General features: G+C 33.5%; 13 protein-coding genes and 1 tRNA gene. 6 read left to right on the top strand and 8 right to left on the bottom strand.

Annotation, left to right across the window (positions count from 1 at the left end; all coding sequences use genetic code 11):
• Window positions 1–1,068 precede the first annotated feature (1,068 nt).
• Window positions 1,069–3,747: an AAA-like domain-containing protein gene (locus VKJ25_RS03095; RefSeq protein WP_324235161.1), complete on the top strand. Its 2,679-nt coding sequence runs from the start codon at window positions 1,069–1,071 to the stop codon at window positions 3,745–3,747.
• A 647-nt stretch (window positions 3,748–4,394) separates the two neighbouring features.
• Here the strand turns inward: VKJ25_RS03095 and VKJ25_RS03090 are convergent.
• Both VKJ25_RS03090 and VKJ25_RS03085 read right to left on the bottom strand, forming a co-directional pair.
• Window positions 4,395–4,847 carry a COP23 domain-containing protein gene (locus VKJ25_RS03090; protein WP_324235160.1) on the bottom strand — a complete coding sequence of 151 codons (453 nt, stop codon included), beginning with the start codon at window positions 4,845–4,847 and terminating at the stop codon, window positions 4,395–4,397.
• A gap of 631 nt (window positions 4,848–5,478) precedes the next feature.
• A complete protein-coding gene (locus tag VKJ25_RS03085; RefSeq protein WP_324235159.1) occupies window positions 5,479–5,685 on the bottom strand; it encodes a hypothetical protein in 207 nt (68 codons plus the stop codon).
• 51 nt (window positions 5,686–5,736) lie between these two features.
• Here VKJ25_RS03085 and VKJ25_RS03080 point away from each other — a divergent pair, with 51 nt between their 5' ends.
• Entirely contained in the window at window positions 5,737–6,750 is a 1,014-nt protein-coding gene (locus tag VKJ25_RS03080) for a Gfo/Idh/MocA family protein (RefSeq protein ID WP_324235158.1), read from the top strand.
• 412 nt (window positions 6,751–7,162) lie between these two features.
• Here the strand turns inward: VKJ25_RS03080 and VKJ25_RS03075 are convergent, their stop codons facing one another.
• The 6 genes from VKJ25_RS03075 to VKJ25_RS03050 all read right to left on the bottom strand — a co-directional run bounded on the left by VKJ25_RS03075 (window position 7,163) and on the right by VKJ25_RS03050 (window position 12,882).
• Window positions 7,163–7,330, bottom strand: coding sequence for a hypothetical protein (locus tag VKJ25_RS03075; RefSeq protein ID WP_324235157.1), 168 nt, complete (start codon window positions 7,328–7,330; stop codon window positions 7,163–7,165).
• 1,522 nt (window positions 7,331–8,852) lie between these two features.
• Window positions 8,853–9,581: a 2-phosphosulfolactate phosphatase family protein gene (locus VKJ25_RS03070; protein WP_324235156.1), complete on the bottom strand. Its 729-nt coding sequence runs from the start codon at window positions 9,579–9,581 to the stop codon at window positions 8,853–8,855.
• Between the two features lie 595 nt (window positions 9,582–10,176).
• A complete protein-coding gene (locus VKJ25_RS03065; RefSeq protein WP_324235155.1) occupies window positions 10,177–10,293 on the bottom strand; it encodes a photosystem I reaction center subunit VIII in 117 nt (38 codons plus the stop codon).
• Window positions 10,294–10,416: 123 nt separating this feature from the next.
• Entirely contained in the window at window positions 10,417–10,899 is a 483-nt protein-coding gene (locus VKJ25_RS03060) for a photosystem I reaction center protein subunit XI (RefSeq protein WP_324235154.1), read from the bottom strand.
• A 491-nt stretch (window positions 10,900–11,390) separates the two neighbouring features.
• Complete coding sequence (locus VKJ25_RS03055) at window positions 11,391–12,077, bottom strand: TIGR04283 family arsenosugar biosynthesis glycosyltransferase (RefSeq protein ID WP_324235153.1); 687 nt, start codon at window positions 12,075–12,077, stop codon at window positions 11,391–11,393.
• Window positions 12,078–12,276: 199 nt separating this feature from the next.
• On the bottom strand, window positions 12,277–12,882 hold the full coding sequence (locus tag VKJ25_RS03050; protein ID WP_324235152.1) for a TIGR04282 family arsenosugar biosynthesis glycosyltransferase: 606 nt from the start codon (window positions 12,880–12,882) through the stop codon (window positions 12,277–12,279).
• Between the two features lie 611 nt (window positions 12,883–13,493).
• Here VKJ25_RS03050 and VKJ25_RS03045 point away from each other — a divergent pair.
• The 4 genes from VKJ25_RS03045 to VKJ25_RS03030 all read left to right on the top strand — a co-directional run bounded on the left by VKJ25_RS03045 (window position 13,494) and on the right by VKJ25_RS03030 (window position 16,469).
• Window positions 13,494–14,417 (top strand): TIGR04168 family protein, encoded by a 924-nt coding sequence (locus tag VKJ25_RS03045; RefSeq protein WP_324235151.1) that lies wholly within the window; start codon window positions 13,494–13,496, stop codon window positions 14,415–14,417.
• Between the two features lie 90 nt (window positions 14,418–14,507).
• Window positions 14,508–14,592 (top strand) — tRNA-Ser (locus VKJ25_RS03040).
• A gap of 63 nt (window positions 14,593–14,655) precedes the next feature.
• Entirely contained in the window at window positions 14,656–14,907 is a 252-nt protein-coding gene (locus VKJ25_RS03035; protein ID WP_324235150.1) for a DUF7219 family protein, read from the top strand.
• A gap of 563 nt (window positions 14,908–15,470) precedes the next feature.
• Window positions 15,471–16,469, top strand: a complete 999-nt coding sequence (locus VKJ25_RS03030) for an L-histidine N(alpha)-methyltransferase (protein WP_324235149.1) — start codon at window positions 15,471–15,473, stop codon at window positions 16,467–16,469.
• The last annotated feature ends 487 nt before the right edge of the window (window positions 16,470–16,956 follow it).

Raw genomic sequence — 16,956 nt, 5'->3', positions numbered from 1 at the left:
TAATGGCAACATTGATGGAATAATTTCTGTTAGTTGTTTATCTATAGAATTAAACCTAATTTTCAACACATTTTCGATAATTGCAGCAATCTTCCCTGGTTCTCTTCCTATTTGTATACCTTCTTCTCTTGGCGTCAAGTACAAATACATAATTGGTTGAATTGGACATTGTTGCGTCCCTCCTACAAAAAGTGTAAAGTTGTCTTCGCCCGGTTATTTAAGCTTGAGACGTTCGGCACACTAGCTTTTCAAATTTCTTTGCCTGTTTAATACCGAACACTCTTAGGTCAGAACTGGCCTTGCCCATAAGACGTATTGTTACTGATCGGGACGTTTACTTGAAAAAAGTGGGCTTTACTAACCATTTAAACACAAAATTTGTGTTTTGATTAGATTTATGGTTAGTCCCTATCTTGTACTTCTAATTCTGAACTTACTTCTAAGTTACTACGCAAAGCGGATAATAACAACAAAGCATTTGACCTAAATTGATTATCTGGTGGCAATGTTTCTAATTCATCAATTGTCTCTTCTTGTACTCTACCTTTGCCTAAAATTCTTAACCATAGAGTATCTAAAGTTTTTGGTAATTGATGAATTACTGCTAATCCTGTTCTGAAGTATTCTGGTAATCAATAAATTCCCGAACACCAATTTTCATTATCATTTTTAGCACCAAAACCCTTATTCAGTTATCAGTTATCAGTTATTATTTCAGGACTTAAGGAGTACCAAATAATAAAGTTTTTAGTTGCGTTGATAGTACAAAAAAGACATCTACTTGCCTAATTTAACTGCGAATTTCTAAGGAAGCTTGACATTCTCTTAATTCAGATAACAATTCTTCTAAATAATCTGAAGGCGAACTGGTCATGGATAAATCTTGTCATTGGTTAATTAGCTATTTTTTTCTAGTTTAGATATTACCATAATTTACTCAGGAGTAAAGCCATATGAACCCATAAACCCAGTTTCTCGTATAAACCGGGTTTCTTATTACTGTAAAAACTGTAGTTAATTAGTATCATAGAAATAACTATTCATTTAACCGATAAATATTTCCATAATATGAACACTCCAACTCAAAAATCTTATTATCAAGTCGGTGGTTGTCTGCCCAAAAATGCACCTAATTATGTTCAGCGACGAGCAGATAAAGACTTCTATGAAGGTCTAAAAGCAGGTGAGTTTTGTTATGTTCTTAATTCTCGTCAAATGGGAAAATCTAGTTTGCAAGTTAGAACAATTCAAAGATTACAAAAAGAGGGTATTTATTGTGTGGCAATTGACATTTCAGAAATAGGTAATCGGGGAGTTACTATTGAACAGTGGTATGCGGGTATTTTGCGGATATTAGAAAATAATTTTAATCTATCAGAATCTGTGAATATTCGTACCTGGTGGCGAGAGCGAGATTATTTGGCTCCTGTGCAAAGATTAAGTGAGTTTATTGAAACAGTATTGTTGACAGAAATTAATCACAATATTGTCATTTTTATTGATGAAATTGATAGTATTCTAGCTCTAGATTTTGCAGTAGATGATTTTTTAGGATTTATTCGATCTTGTTATAATAAACGGGCTAATAATCAGGAATATAATCGTTTAACTTTTGCTTTGTTAGGAGTTAGTACGCCTCAAGATTTATGTCAGGAACAAGGTAGCACACCTTTTAATATTGGAAAGGCAATTGAATTGACTGGTTTTCAATTAGATGAAGCTTTACCATTAATGGATGGATTAGTCGGAATTTGTCGGGAACCGGAGGCAGTTTTAAAAGAAGTTTTGGCTTGGACTGGAGGGCAACCATTTTTAACTCAAAAGGTCTGTAAACTATTAATTGAAAATGGAGATTTAATTATTAATTCGACAGAGGAAGTAGCAGAAATTGTGAGGTCAAAAATTATTGATAATTGGGAAACACAGGATGTGCCAGAACATTTGAAAACTATTCGTGATCGCATCTTCAGAAAGGATGAAAGAATAGTCAGAAGATTGGGATTATATCAGGAAATATTAGAGAATAATTTAACTGGAATGGTAACGGATCATAGTCACGAACAAATAGAACTTAGGTTATCTGGATTAGTAATTAAACGAAATAATAAATTAATAGTTGCTAATCCAATATATGGAACTGTTTTTCACCAAGAAATGATTATAGAAGAATTAGAAAAGTTGCCTCCTTATTCTGAAGAAATAAAAGCCTGGTTCAACTCTAATTGTCAAGATAAATCCTCTTTATTGCAAGGAAAAAAATTGCAATTAGCTTTAGTATGGGCAGCCGGAAAAAGTTTAAGGAATCAAGATTTCCAATTTCTGACTACTAGCCAAAAATTAGCATTAGATACTCAAATAGAAACTTTAGAATCAACAAAAAACGAAACTAAAAAAGCTCAATTAGAAGTTATAAAAGCACAAAAAAAAGCTAAACGTTTGATTCAAATAGGTTCTACTATTTTCGGGATATCTTTGATTATCTCCATCGGTTTTTCTTGGTTAGCTTATCAAAGATTTAAACTAGCACAATCTAGTCGTGAAATTGAACAAACTGCTACTGATGCTTTATTATTAACCATCAAAAAATCGGCAACAAATCAGGAATTATTAGAAGCTCTACCTAAAGCTATTTCTTCTGGAGAAAAATTAAAATCTTTAGTAAATAAGAATACTCCTTTAGTAAAATATCCTGCAACTCGACCAATATTAGCTTTACAAACAATTCTTGATAAACTTGATGAACAAGAACAATTTGAAGATAGTTTACTTCTGAAAAGAAAAATTATTTTGTTAGGTCATCAGGGTGCTGTCACCAGTGTAAAATTTAGTCCTAATCAAGAATTTTTAGCTTCAACAGGAATAGATGGAAAAGTAATTATTTGGAATTTGTCAGGCAAAAAAATGACAGAATGGCAAACAAAACAAAAATCCGTTAATAGTCTAATTTTTCATCCTGATGGTAAATATTTAGCAACTGCTGGTAGTAACGGTACGGTCAAAATATGGAGTTTATTAGAGGAAACTTTAGGGAAAAATTTATATGTATTAGAAATATCTGAAACCGAAGTTAATAGTATTAGCTTTAGTGGTGATGGTAAATATTTAGCAACTACTGGAATAGATATCCCTGTGCACATTTGGAACTTATCATCATCGCCAATAAATATCTCATCTGATAAAATTTTGGATGATAATGATTTGATTAGAAGTGTTAGTTTTAGTTCTCATGGGAATTTTCTAGCCACATTAGATGGCAAATCTACCATTAGGTTGTGGAATCTATCTGAAAATAACTTCAACACCTTAAATGTAGAAGCTATTAGTATGAACTTTAGCATCAATAAACCTCAGACATTACTAACAGCAACATCAAACGGAGTCATAGGATTATGGCAGATTCCTACAGGCAAATTAGTAAATAGTTTTCAAAGTTTACATTTGGATACTAAATTAGTTAGTTTTAGTCCTGATGGAGAATTAATAGCTACTGTGGGAATTGATAGTATTGTGCGGCTTTGGAATTTATCAGGACGACAGATTAGCCAATTTGAATTTTCTGAAAATGTAATTAATATAGCCTTTAGTTCAGATGGAAAAAAAATTGCTGTAGCTGATAGTAATGGTCAAGTTTGGTTAAGGTCTGTGGAAAATTTAGAGGAGCTTTTGAGTAAAGGTTGCAGATTTTTAGAAAAAAGACCAAACTATTTTATTAGAGTAAGAGAATTTTGCCAGAAAATTAGGGAGTAGAGTTCTTAGGAAATGGTTATTGAAACAAAAACAAATTTACCAAAAAGAAAAATTTATGCTTTATGCTACGTTCAGCAATAAAGCCATGAACAATTAATAATTAATAATTACCCCTTCTTTTATTTGTTTTAATCAAGAAAATAATTCTATTTACTCCATTTCAGCAGATACCTTTTATGAAATTACTTTTATGAATACTAATATAGTTTGTCTTGGGAAAGCTATAAGTGCATACTTTCAATAATTAATAATTAATAATTACCTCTTCTGATCAAGAAGAGGATTGGCTAAAAGGAATTTTTTTTCTTTTTTCTCTATGAAACGAAAATGACGATGAATTTATGTATGGTGAAATAGAAAGACTGGAAAAAAGACTTATAGAGATCGATCCAGCCATCTTTGCTGTAGAAAAAAATTGGTGGGTATCTGTATTTTCCAGAATCTATAGCTAGCATAAGTATTAGAAGCAAAATATTATATTACTTAATAACTGAAGTCTTGATTAAGTATAACATGATAGCAGTTTCAAAAAAGAATAATACAAAAAATTAATCTTGATTGTAGATGCTTAAAAATAGCTTTTAAAACTAATTTTAGACAGCCATTTCAATATTTTTTTCAATATTTTTTCTTTCTTCCCTCTTCCTTCAATCAATAGTAATTGGTGGTAAATTTGGTTGAGGATTAGCAACTCTTCTCAATAATTCTTGTCGAGCTTTTTGAGGATTTTGACCACCAGGAACTTGATATAATAATCGACAAGAACCACCTATAGCAGCACAAATATTTGGTTCTCCGTTTTTAGAAGTACCTACTGTAATATTCCTATATCCATTTCTTTCTTGAGTAGATAAAATTCCAGATACTCTAGTACATCTAGTCAAAGTATCTTCTCCTGATTGACTAAAATAATTATTAGCACTCCAGAGAATAATCGGAATATTATTACCTTTTTTATTAGCTATTGTGGCTGGAGTAGCACCAATTTTACCACAGAAAAAATTAGGAGTTTGAGCATTAACAGAAAGATTACTAATAGGGAGATTTAAAAATCCCATTATTGTGGCAGTAACAATAGAAGTTAATGATAAAATCTTCATGGACTATAATCTATATATGACACTACTAATATTTAAGCATTCAACTATCAGCTATTAGTAATGAATAATTGCTTCTGAGCTTTGGGAATGGAACTTCGACAGCAACTTTTTATTGTTTCTCAATTTTAAGAGTTGTTTTACCTTCTTCAAAATTAATAGCTAATAGCTGACTGCTGTTTGCTTAGCATTTCTTACGGAATGCTTACACTAATATTTTATAAACTTACATATACTTCTTGACACTTAGTAATGGAATTTAAGCAAAAATTTGGATAAGTATATTTGGAAAATCTTGGAAATTATGATTGTAAATGGCTTCTGTATATTTATTATTTTAGATTAATTAATTAGTTAGTTTGCTTATATTCTCTCTAAATTTATTATCTACCTTAACTTCGGTTTTATAAGTATTTAGTCTTCAGCTTTGACTTATTAACTTATTATCACACGAAAGATAGAATTAGCCTAATAGCGAGAAGCAAAAGTTATAAATAAAATTGGTCATCAACTAACCTTAGAATTGCTTGATTCTTGAAAAAAGCTAAATGCTGTTTGCGCAGCATTCCCTAGGAAATGTTTACAAGATAATTAACTAACCTTAGTCATTTTTTTAAATGTTTATTTCTCCCTTCTATCTCCTTCCTTCTGCCTTTTTCCTTCTAGTTTCTACCTTCTCCCTTCTACCTCCTTCCTTCTGCCTTTTTCCTTTTTTTAAATGTTTATTTCTGCCTTCTTCCTTCTGCCTTCTTCCTACTTCACTTCTGCCTTTTTCCTTCTGCCTTTTTCCTTCTTGCTTCTGCCTTCTTCCTTCTAAATAAAAAGACTTGACAAAAGTCATAACTTTTGTTAAAAAATGTTAAAACTTTATATACTAAAAGGATTTTTGATTGTGAAAGTAGCCATTGTTGGTTTTGGATTTAATGCTGAGAAAAGCCATGTACCAGCTTACAGAAATCGTTCTGACATTGATCTTACAGCAGTAGTAGACCCTGTAACAGCAAGGCGTGCAGCAGCACTCCGACAATACCCAAATATCCGAGTTTATGAAAAATTCGGGGATTTATTAGAAGAATATTCTGATGAAATAGATATAGTTGATATTTGCTTACCTAATACTTTTCATTTGGAAAGTGTTAAACAAGCATTAGGAGCAGATAAGCACGTTTTATGTGAGAAACCATTAGTTTTAAATAAAAATGAGTACCATGAATTAGTACATATAGCAGATGAAAGAAAACGAGTTTTATATCCATGTCACAATTATAAATTTGCCCCTTCAATAGTACACGCTGCATACTTAATTAATGAGGGTAAAATAGGGCAACCTTTATTTGCATCTTTTAATATATTTGGTGGAGGTTTTCAAGGTACTTTACCCCAGAATAAACGACAGTCGGAAAACAATCCAGAACTATTTGGTGGTGGTATTATGATCGATCATGGTTTAGATGCAATTTCTGTTGCTCAAACTCTATTTGGTGGTTCTCCCCAACAAATATCTGCACATATTAGAAATCTCAATGAAACAGATAATCAATTAGAAGATTTAGCTGTTTTTTCTTTAGATTGGGAAGAAAAATTAATTAATATTACTGTTAGTTCTTTAGGGTCAATGCCAAAATCATATTACAGGATTCAGGGAACAGAAGGAGAAATTAGTATTGAAAATAATGATATATTTTTGAGTGTAAAAAATCAACCTGTTGAACAGATTTTTATACCTACAAATTTTGACGATCCTGGTCATGCAAATTGGTTTAATGGATTGATTGATAATTTAGTAGATTGTATTAATACTAAAAATACTAAACCATTCCCTTTAATGGAAGCTGGTTTAGTTCTAGATATCATTGAGAAAGCAAATCATTCTAATCATAATGGAGGGGCTTGGATGGGAATTTAATTCATAATTAATAATGGATAATTAATAATGGATAATTGATAATGAAAACTATCTCTAATTATCAATTATCCATTAAAAAGGAGAGGCTTAAAGTTTAATAAGGTGTGTTTACTACGCGATATGAAAAGCGTTTCACTGAGGAAGAGATTAGGAGATGGGGAGGTTTGTAAGTAGAAGAAATAACAGTTAAAAATCTCAATCATTTAGGAATAGTTGCAGGACTAATTAATGAAATAGAATACTAAAAGCTCCATTTTTTCCTTTCCTGCGGAATGCTTTGCAAACATATCGCACAGCATTAACTAAGTTATGGGGTTAGCTAAAGACCACTTGCGTTTGTCGCAAACCCAGGGTTGCACCCTTTATGGTATCTGCCTTCTGTCTTCATCTAACGATAAATTTTAAGGCTGATCTACTTATCAGTTTGAGATTGTTTTGTAGTATCCTGCTTAGTTTTAGTAGGTACTTCCATTAAACCAGAACTTTCCCACAGAAAACTTACTATCATTATTTTAGTTAATGCTTTTAACTGCTCTAACTTTTCTTGACTCATTGGTTGATTGACAGAATTAGCTTGCATAATTTTTGATCCTATATTTTGTAGATTAAATTTTTGAGTAGATGTATTTATCAATCCGGTGAGGATAATTACTTAATTTAAGTTATAACACTTTTGACAATAGATAACTAGGTAGGTACGAAAAAAACTAAGTTAAGAGTCAGAAGTCATAATTCACGAGTCATAATTCAGGATAAAGTCATAGTAATCAACAATTCAATAAGTATTTATACTAGATATTTTCCTGATAATTTGAGGAATGAAAAAGCTAAATTAGAAATAATTCATACAGTATCAATACTTATCAAAACACTGCTTTTCATGCTGATTTTGACAATACAAATTGAAGTTTTGAATATCAATTATAATAAACTACTTCAGTCTAAATATACTAAATTCCCTATTAATTATAGTAATGTTGATTACTTTTATTGTAAGCATTTTCCATCGTCAGCATTTAGCGGTCAGCTATTTATTTGACTTTGAGATACAGCACTTTCGAGAATAGTTAGGTACAGATATTAAATATAAAACCTTTGCAGTTAAACCTTTTAGACTGTCTTATGTGTGCTTCACTGATATGAAATCTGCTGTAAAAGATTTATGATACGGTTCCCGATAAATCAGCAATTTTATCTGAACAAAATTCAGCTTTCAAGTATATATTCGTTTGTAACACAGCTTTCTAAGCTGTCTTAATAGAATCTTACTATGAAACCAGATTTTAAAGGTTATATTCATAGGACTTACGCAAAGCAAGGTATTTCTGTCATGGCGCGACTCGTAGTTTGGCAATAGCAAGCGACAGCGTTTTGCGCTTCGCGTAACTTTTCTGAGGGAATGCGGAGCATTCTGGACCGAAAGCAATCTCAAGTGACCAAAACTCTTTCCCAATGCTTAAGTCCTGATTCATTTAAAGCAATTTAAAGGTTTAGATAGGGTTTGGTGAATGGGAGCGCATTCCACAGGAATAACTGACGATTAATAACTGAATACTTATCTTTCTATTTTTCGTTTTTTTTAAGGAAATGGCAGTGATTTATATTGTCAATTAAATGTGATTTATACTAGAAAGCATCTGTGATATAAAACACAATTCTTTGGAAAGACAATACAGCACTTTTCATTTTAGTAGTCCACAGTGTAGGCATTTTGCATCCAACATCCCCAGAACTTATGCAGGGAGGGGAACCTAGAAACTGGGTTTCTAGGGTAAATCATTGTTTTTGACAATAAACATCTACCCTCGTACCGGGTTTCTTTGCGTTTGTTTATGGTATCTTTGTGTTTTTAGACCGGAGTTAACCCATCCCTAACCCCGTGAAGAGGACGCGGGGGGGAGACAAGGAGAGACGGATAGAGGAAGACCCGCAGGTAGATGAGATGGACGTAGTAGAAAAATAGTCTTATATTCACCATCCCCCCCATATCCCTATCCCCCCATCTCCCCATCTCCCTACCTAATTTTATAGATCCGGTTATGGGTTCTATAAAATCTAGTTGAACAGTTGTCATAGAGAGGAACTGGAAACAATATCCATTTCTAAGATAAAACTCCTGGTTCTTTTTGCATAGGCAAAACATTCAATATATCAGTTTGAGAACAATATTTCAAGTCTTCATAATATTCTAACCGTTGGAGACGTTTGCCATGACTAGCATAGTTCATTAACTCATATAATTTTTCCTCCCACTGAAGATATAGAGACATAGCTCCAAATACTTCATCATTACCGACAGTTTGATCTAAAGGAACATTAGTTTCTGTAAGTAAACTGTGAGCGATCGCCCCTGCACAAACTGTATCCTCTAGAGAATAACTACCTTCCCACCCAGAACCTAATATCCATATTGTTTCTGGTTGATTTTCCTTCAAATATTCAACTACTGAGCGACGGTTCACCAGAGCTGCTGTGAGAACAACTTTAGCATTTTGAATACGCTTCAGACAACGGGTGCCATTAGTAGTAGTCATAAATAAGCGTTTGCCTTTGACTGCTTCTGATGTGAAGTTTAACGGTGAGTTACCTTCGTCACAACCTTCTACTTTTTTACCGCCTCGTTCCCCGACTCGAATGCGTTTGTCAGCAGGCCATTTTTCACTAACTGCCATTAACTCTTCAATATCGCTAAATACTTGGACTGCTTCTGCACCTGTATGGATAGCTGTGGCCATTGTTGTTGTAGCTCTGAGGACATCAACTGCGATCGCGCAATCTGGCATATTTTCTGTGGGAGTTTCTTCTGGGGTATGATAGACGAATATTTTCACGGTTTCGATTATTACTGATACTGTTAACCAACTTATTGTATTGCTTTACAGCACTTTTCAGATATATAACCTTACCAAAAAATCAGGTCTAACGTTTCCCCTTTTAGGGGGATGAAAAAAATATTTAACTTCAGTATTTTCAACCTCCGAGTTTAGTCGGAGGTTTACTGATAACCGAAATAACCTCACAACTAAAACAATATAGGGACGTTCCATAGAACATCCCTACCAATTTGAAAAAATCAACTTCAGTCTTTCCAGTCTCTAGCTTCAGTTATATTTATAGGACTTACGCATAAACGCTATTGGTAGGGTTTGTTTCACTACGCGATATGAAAACCGCACAACGCACAACGCACCAATACTCTATATATAGTGCCTCCCGTGTAAGTCCTGATTTACTGATAACTGTTAACTGTTAACTGATTTAGTCTTTCCAGTCTCTAGCTCCAGTTACAGCATATTTTGAGCAAATGATGTACGGGGTAAATAGTTCAAATATTGTAGTGCGGGAATCTTGCCCACAAAAGTTTACCTCATCACAACAGAAAGCGCTGTGTATTTACTGATAACTGATAACTAACTGTTAACTGAATTAAGCTTCGCTTTCGATATGGATGAATAATAAACCCATAACTACAATAGGCATTAACCAAGTAACTACAGGAATTAAAATCCAAGGTAAGTAAGATGCTGCGTAATCACCAGTCATTTCAAATTCTCCTTCAATTACATAATTTAAAAGATCAAAAAAGTCAACTTCAGTCTTGCCAGTCTCTAGCTTCAGTCAGATACACCGATAGCTGTTAACTGCTAACTGAAAAGAGGTATTTAGTTAATTAAACAAACCTCGGAAAATTGAGTCTACAAGGCTAAAGTTTTCTAATAGGAAGAAAGCAACAACGGCACCACCCATTGCACCCATGAAGAAACCACCAGTAAATTGACTCCAACCTTCAGATGTCTTTAACGGGTCTGCTCCTTCAGCACTTTCTCCTTGGAAGGAAACTAGGCCATAAGCAGATAAACAAATAGTAGCAATTAAAACTAGAGCGATCGCGGAAATTAGTCCACCTAAGCTAGCAAAATCAGAATCCCGTAATGGACCAAGCTTTGTCCAAGGACCAACAATAAAGTAACCGTGGGCCATACCTACTTCTAGACCTCGTAGAATTGGAGATAGACCATTACGGTAGATGGGCAAATTACCGATAAATGCTCTGGTAAAGTCAGAATCACTGATAGGGGTGGATAAATGACCTACGAAAGGGTCTCCTTTATAGGGTTGAACGAATCCTGAATCTGTTGCTTCTGTCATTTTTATTCTTTCCTCTGATTTGGAGTTGAAAAATCTTTAGAAGATATTAAGGTCATATTTTAGGAGGTAGCTGCATCTTATATCTCAAAATAGGTCTTCAACTTTAGAAAAATTAATCTTAAGGTATGGAGGGAACAGGTATGGAGGGAAGGGACAAATTAAATACAGTAGTTTCCGAAGCTATAGCTATAGATATAGATATGTAGGGCTGGTTGATTAAATCTGAAAGCACTGACATACTAATGGTTTTCGCAACTTTAGGTCGGGAAAAAGTACCTCACCCTTGACAGAAAAATTAAAATTCTTCTGTAGGGACGTTGCATCAGGGAGTCCCTACTCCTCTATAATTCTGATTTCTTCTAACTTCCTGTTCCCCTCCTGGGAGGGGCTAGGGGTGGGTTTACCCCTACTCCCTAACTGCACAAAAAGACTTTCCATAAGCAAACCCTATTTATATTTTTGGCAATTAAAAACTAAAAACTGATAACTTTTCACTGACAAAGGTGACTACGATACAATTTTGCTAACCTTTTTGGAGACACCCCAAGTAAGTAACCAATAATTACAATTTGATTAATTAAAGTAGTTTTAAGTATCCCCAATTTTTGCCATCGACGATCAGAAGTTAAAACTGCTTTAGAAACAATTTCAATTCGCCCTTTTTTCTTTAAATTTCTAATTAATTCAAAATCTTCCATAATTGGAATTTCTGGAAAACCACCAACTTCTGCAAATACTTTAGCTGAGAGAAAAATACCTTGGTCTCCATAGGGCATTTGGCAAAAATGCGAACGGCTGTTTACCATTTTCTCAACAATTTTTAGACTTCTTTTTCTACTTCTAATACCCAACTCAAATGCACCTGCAATAATATTAGGTTTAGCGATAATTTCCCTTAATAATTCGTCAAAATTTAAAGGTAAAAAAGTATCTCCATGCAGAAACAAAAGAATGTTTCCTGTTGCTAAATTTGCTCCTAAATTCATTTGAATACTACGACCAGAAAGAGAAGAAATAAGTTTAACATCTAAAGATTTAACAAGTTCGGGAGTACCATCATTACTGCCACCATCAACCACAATTATTTCTACATTTTTTCCTGTTTGAGCTGTAGAAATAGTTTGGGAAATTGTACTAACTTCATTTAACACCGGAATAATAATCGAAATACTGCTCATTTGAATAGAAGAATCCTATTTATGGGAGGGTTTAGAGACAAAACCCCGCATTTATAAATCTTACAAGCTATTTAAGATTACTATACCTACTTAATTACGAGTTATCCATTAATAGCTAAACAGTTCACAATTTATACTTTTTATTATTGCATCAAATCTAATTTAAAATTAGATGAAAATTAGATATGTATTGATTAATTTAAAACTCTAATTTTTCCAAGTCTTCTGGGCGATCAATATCAGAAAGTTCTGGTAAATAGTCAATAGTTAAATTCAGATTTTGAGCGATCACCACAGTTTTTGTCAATACTTCAGAAGTTCCCCAATTAATTCCTTGAAACAATTGTGGAATAATTTTTTTTAGACCAATTAAATAGTAACCACCATCAGTTGCCGGACCAACTACTAAATCAGATTCAGTTAATTTAGTAAAAGCTTCTAACATAATATTAACAGTTAAACTAGGACAATCTGTACCAATAACTACTACAGATTTTATATCCCGATCAAAAGCAAATTTAAAAGCTTTGATGATACGTTCACCCAAATCACCTGTACCTTGTTCTTGATATTTTAAATCATCTCCTAACCAGTTTTTCATTAATTCTAAATTGCCCCCAACAAATCTAACTTCCACCAATAATGAAATAATATTAGATAAGTTATTAGCTTTTTTAATAGTTGCTTCAGTCATCTGAACTTGTAAATTTGCTGCACCTTTAGCTCCCAAAGCAGGTATTAATCGTGTTTTTGTGGTTCCTGGTTCTGGATAACGAGTAAAAATAATTAGTTGTTGATTATTCATTATGATATAGTTTAATTAGCTATTAGCTTTTATTATTCAGTTAACAGCTATTTTACCTTGACAGAAAAAATAAATTCAGAGATTTGCCAGAATTAGTTGAAATTTAGCCAAAGTTAAATTAATGGTTATTTTCTTTATGAAAAAGCTGTTGAGGCATCATTCCCTAAAAAGAGCTGACTGCTAATAACTGAATGTTTATTACCTAATGATATAGTTGAACTAGCTATTAGTTTTGAGCATTCAGTTAACATCTATTTTACCTTGACATAAAAAAGAAATTCAGAGATTTGCCAGAATTAGTTCAAATTTAGCCAAAGTTAAATTAATGGTTATTTTCTTTATGAAAAAGCTGTTGAGGCATCATTCCCTAAAAAGAGTTGACTGCTAATAACTGAATGTTTATTACCTAATGATATAGTATGAAAATTGTTATATAGGAATCCTAAATAGATTGTAAGATTTTATCTAACGGGGTTTAGCATCTAAATACCTTGGGACTTGGGTTTGGAGACCAAACCCCTACAGTTTTTGATCACAAATTATTCCTAATTACTATAGTTGTAACTATTAATAAATAAGTAGAAAATAACTTGAGGAAAAAAATAGTTAAAATGACCAATAATCAAAATAAATTAATCAAAATAGCCGTTATTGGAGACGTTCATAATAAATGGGAATTAGAAGATGAAATAGCCCTCAAACATCTAGAAATTGATTTAGTATTATTTGTGGGAGATTTTGGTAATGAAGCAGTAGAAGTAGTTCGAGCGATCGCTGCCGTTGACATTCCAAAAGCAGCAGTCTTTGGTAATCACGATGCTTGGTATACAGCCACAGAATGGGGCAGAAAAAAATGTCCTTATGACCAAACAACAGAAGATAGAGTCCAACAACAAATAGACTTATTTGGGGAGGCTCATGTGGGTTATAGTAGTTTAGACTTCCCAGAATTAGCTTTAACAGTAGTCGGGACTCGTCCTTTTACTTGGGGCGGTCCAGAATGGAGATATGCCGATTTCTATCGGGAACGGTTTGGAGTCAATAATTTTGAGGAATCTACTAATTTAATAGTCAAAGCTGTCCAAAATGGGAAATATGAAAATGTGATTTTTCTTGGTCATAATGGACCAACTGGTTTAGGAGATGCTCCCGAAGACCCAGTAGGAAAAGACTGGCAACCTATAGGGGGAGATTTTGGCGATCCAGACTTTACCAACGCCATAACACAATCTCGTAAATTAGGCAAGAAAATTTCTCTAGTTACTTTCGGTCACATGCACCATAATTTGCGACATACTAAAGAGCGGTTGCGTAAATGTGTAGATATGGACAGTGAAGGGACTTTATATTTTAATGCAGCCAGAGTACCACGAATTATAGAAACAGAAAACCAGAAAAAACGTAATTTTTCTATTGTTTCCATGCAAGGAGGGTTTATTTCTCAAGTGGCCTTAGTTTGGGTAGACCAAGATTTACAAATAATTTCTGAAGAATTGTTATATTCCCAAAAAAAACTTGCTGTTGAGTCAATATAGGTGCTAAGATATGTAGTCGTCAAAGCATTATAAGCGTCCCAGCTTGTTTGGTCAAAACTCCAAAATCACTTTTGACTTTTGACTTATTAGGGAGAGGTGGCAGAGTGGTCGAATGCGCTCGACTTGAAATCGAGTGAGGGTCAAACCTCCGTGGGTTCGAATCCCACCCTCTCCGTTTTTTTAGATTCTATACTGTAGATAATCCCTATTTTTCAGTATTCTAATAAAGGAGAAAAAAATGGCAATTAATGATGATTTTCTCTATCCTCGCAGTCGCTATCGCGGTGATTTTACTCCAGAAAATTTAGTATTTAATGCTAACTTACAGGAATTTGCTCAACGAGTTAGTTTCATTTGTGGATTAGAAACTGGTGGGAAAATTACTGCAGCAGAAGCTTACGAGCAAGTTAAAGAGCTTTGGCAAAAGTTGAAAAAGTCTAAGGAAAATTTGGGTATTGGTGAAAATTCTGGGGATGATTCTAGTCTATAATTAGTTTTTTGACAGCGGTTTTCATGTCGGTCAACCACAGTAGGGACTTTAGCATTTTTGTTATACAACGTCCCTAATGGATTTTGGTTATGGAGCTGATGGTTCATCGAGAGTGAAAAGCACTGTAATTCTTCACTTTTTGAACTTGACAAAATATAATTTTGTTGGTTGTAAGTATCATAATTTTTATATTATTAGGACTAAAGCCACGGGAACCCAGAAACCCGGTTTCTAGGAGAAACCGGGTTTCTTTACTTAATTTCTGATTATATAATAACTACTACTAAAAATTAGTATTAAGTAGGTTAGGTAGGTGAAAAAATTTAGAAGTACGTCCGCAGCGATCGGTAACATCGTGGAAGGAAGCAATCTCAGTGGTTTTAACTGCTTTAGTATTTTGTTAGATAGTGACGTTGATTCGTGCCAACCTACTTATTTGAACATTTAGCTACTAGCTCTTAGTATTTCCTAGAAAATGCTGGCTAAAAAGCTTTTTTTATTAATAAAAAAACTTTTAACTTCAGCTATTTAGGCATTTTAAATCGAATTATTTATAATTATTTATGTCGGCAATCTTTGAACAAGTATTAGTACATCCTAGTCAATTTCCCGATCGAGTTTATCAAGATTATTTAGTCAGTTTTTCTGGAAAGCAAATTAATCATAAATTTCATTATGATAGTGTCAAACAAAGTCAAAAATGGTTAAAAATTCACCAAGAATATTCTCCTTCTAGAACTAATGAAGACTGTGTTGATGCTTATGAAAAATGTTTCCAAAAAACCGCCGAAATTTTAGATAAATCTAGGAATTTACAGTTAATTGGATTAGGTTCTGGTGGTGGAACTAAAGACAGTTTGTTATTGTCACACTTATCTAATCAACAACCAGATTTAGTTTATTATCCTCTAGATGTTAGTTTATCTTTGGCAATAATTTCTGCTCAAAAAGCTAGGAGTTCTTTTCCTGAATTATGTGTACAACCAATTGTTTGCGATTTGCTTCATGCTGACGATCTAATGCTTCAAATTCACAAAAAGAATGAGCAAGAAATCAGAATTATTACATTTTTTGGCATGATTCCTAATTTTCCTCCTCAGCAGATTTTTCCTATTTTAAATAACTTTTTGACTGAAGGAGATTTATTGCTATTAAGTGGAAATTTATCACCTGGTTCTGATTATGTTCAAGGTATTGAAAAAATTATGCCACAATATGACAATGAACTAACTAAAGATTGGTTAATTACTGTTTTGGAAGATGTAGGAGTTAATCGGGAAAATGGGAAGATCAAGTTTGGAATTAAAGATGATGAGCAAAATCCTAATTTGAAAAGAGTTAATGCTAATTTTGAATTGAATAATGATATTAGTTTTAAATTAGATGAACAGTTAATAGAGTGGAAAAGTGGGGAGAAAATTGGGTTGTTTTTTTCCTACCGTTATACAACTGCAAAGCTAAAAGAAATTCTCAGTAGTTATGGCATAAATATATTGAATTATTGGGAAGCTGCTAATCAAGAAGAAGGAGTTTATCTTTGTCAAAAAGAGAGTAAAGAATGAGGTAATTAGGGCTTGCTGAAAAAAGCATAGTGTAAGAAGGGTGAGGAGTGTGGGAAGGATGGGGAGTGTGGGGAATATCACTTCTGACTTCTGACTTCTGACTTCTAAAGAAGGGTGGGGAGTGTGGGAAGAGAGAGAAAGTAGGGGGAATAGTTTCACCTTGATTTTTCTGTGCTTGTCTATCCAAAATCCTAGCTTTTTGATTTTTTTGGGAACCGTACATGAAGAACTTAAAATCTGGTACTTTTTTCGACCACAATAAGGCTAAAATCTTTACCCATCAAAGCTTTTATATTTATTTAGCAAACCCTAATGAGGGCTTGCTGAAAAAGTCTATTAGTGAAGACAGGGAATTGGGAATAAGCAACTATTGCCAATTTTGATGACTCACCTCCTCTGCCGGGGTGCTTCAGGAAATGTATAAACGACTTTTTCTGTAAGCAACTATTGCCAATTTTGATGACTCACCTCCTCTGCCGGGGTGCTT

It is taken from the genome of Okeania sp. (assembly GCF_035285525.1).
Taxonomy (GTDB): domain Bacteria; phylum Cyanobacteriota; class Cyanobacteriia; order Cyanobacteriales; family Microcoleaceae; genus Trichodesmium.
The sequence above is the reverse complement of the archived record's forward strand: the minus strand, read 5'-3'. Positions and strand labels throughout refer to the sequence as shown.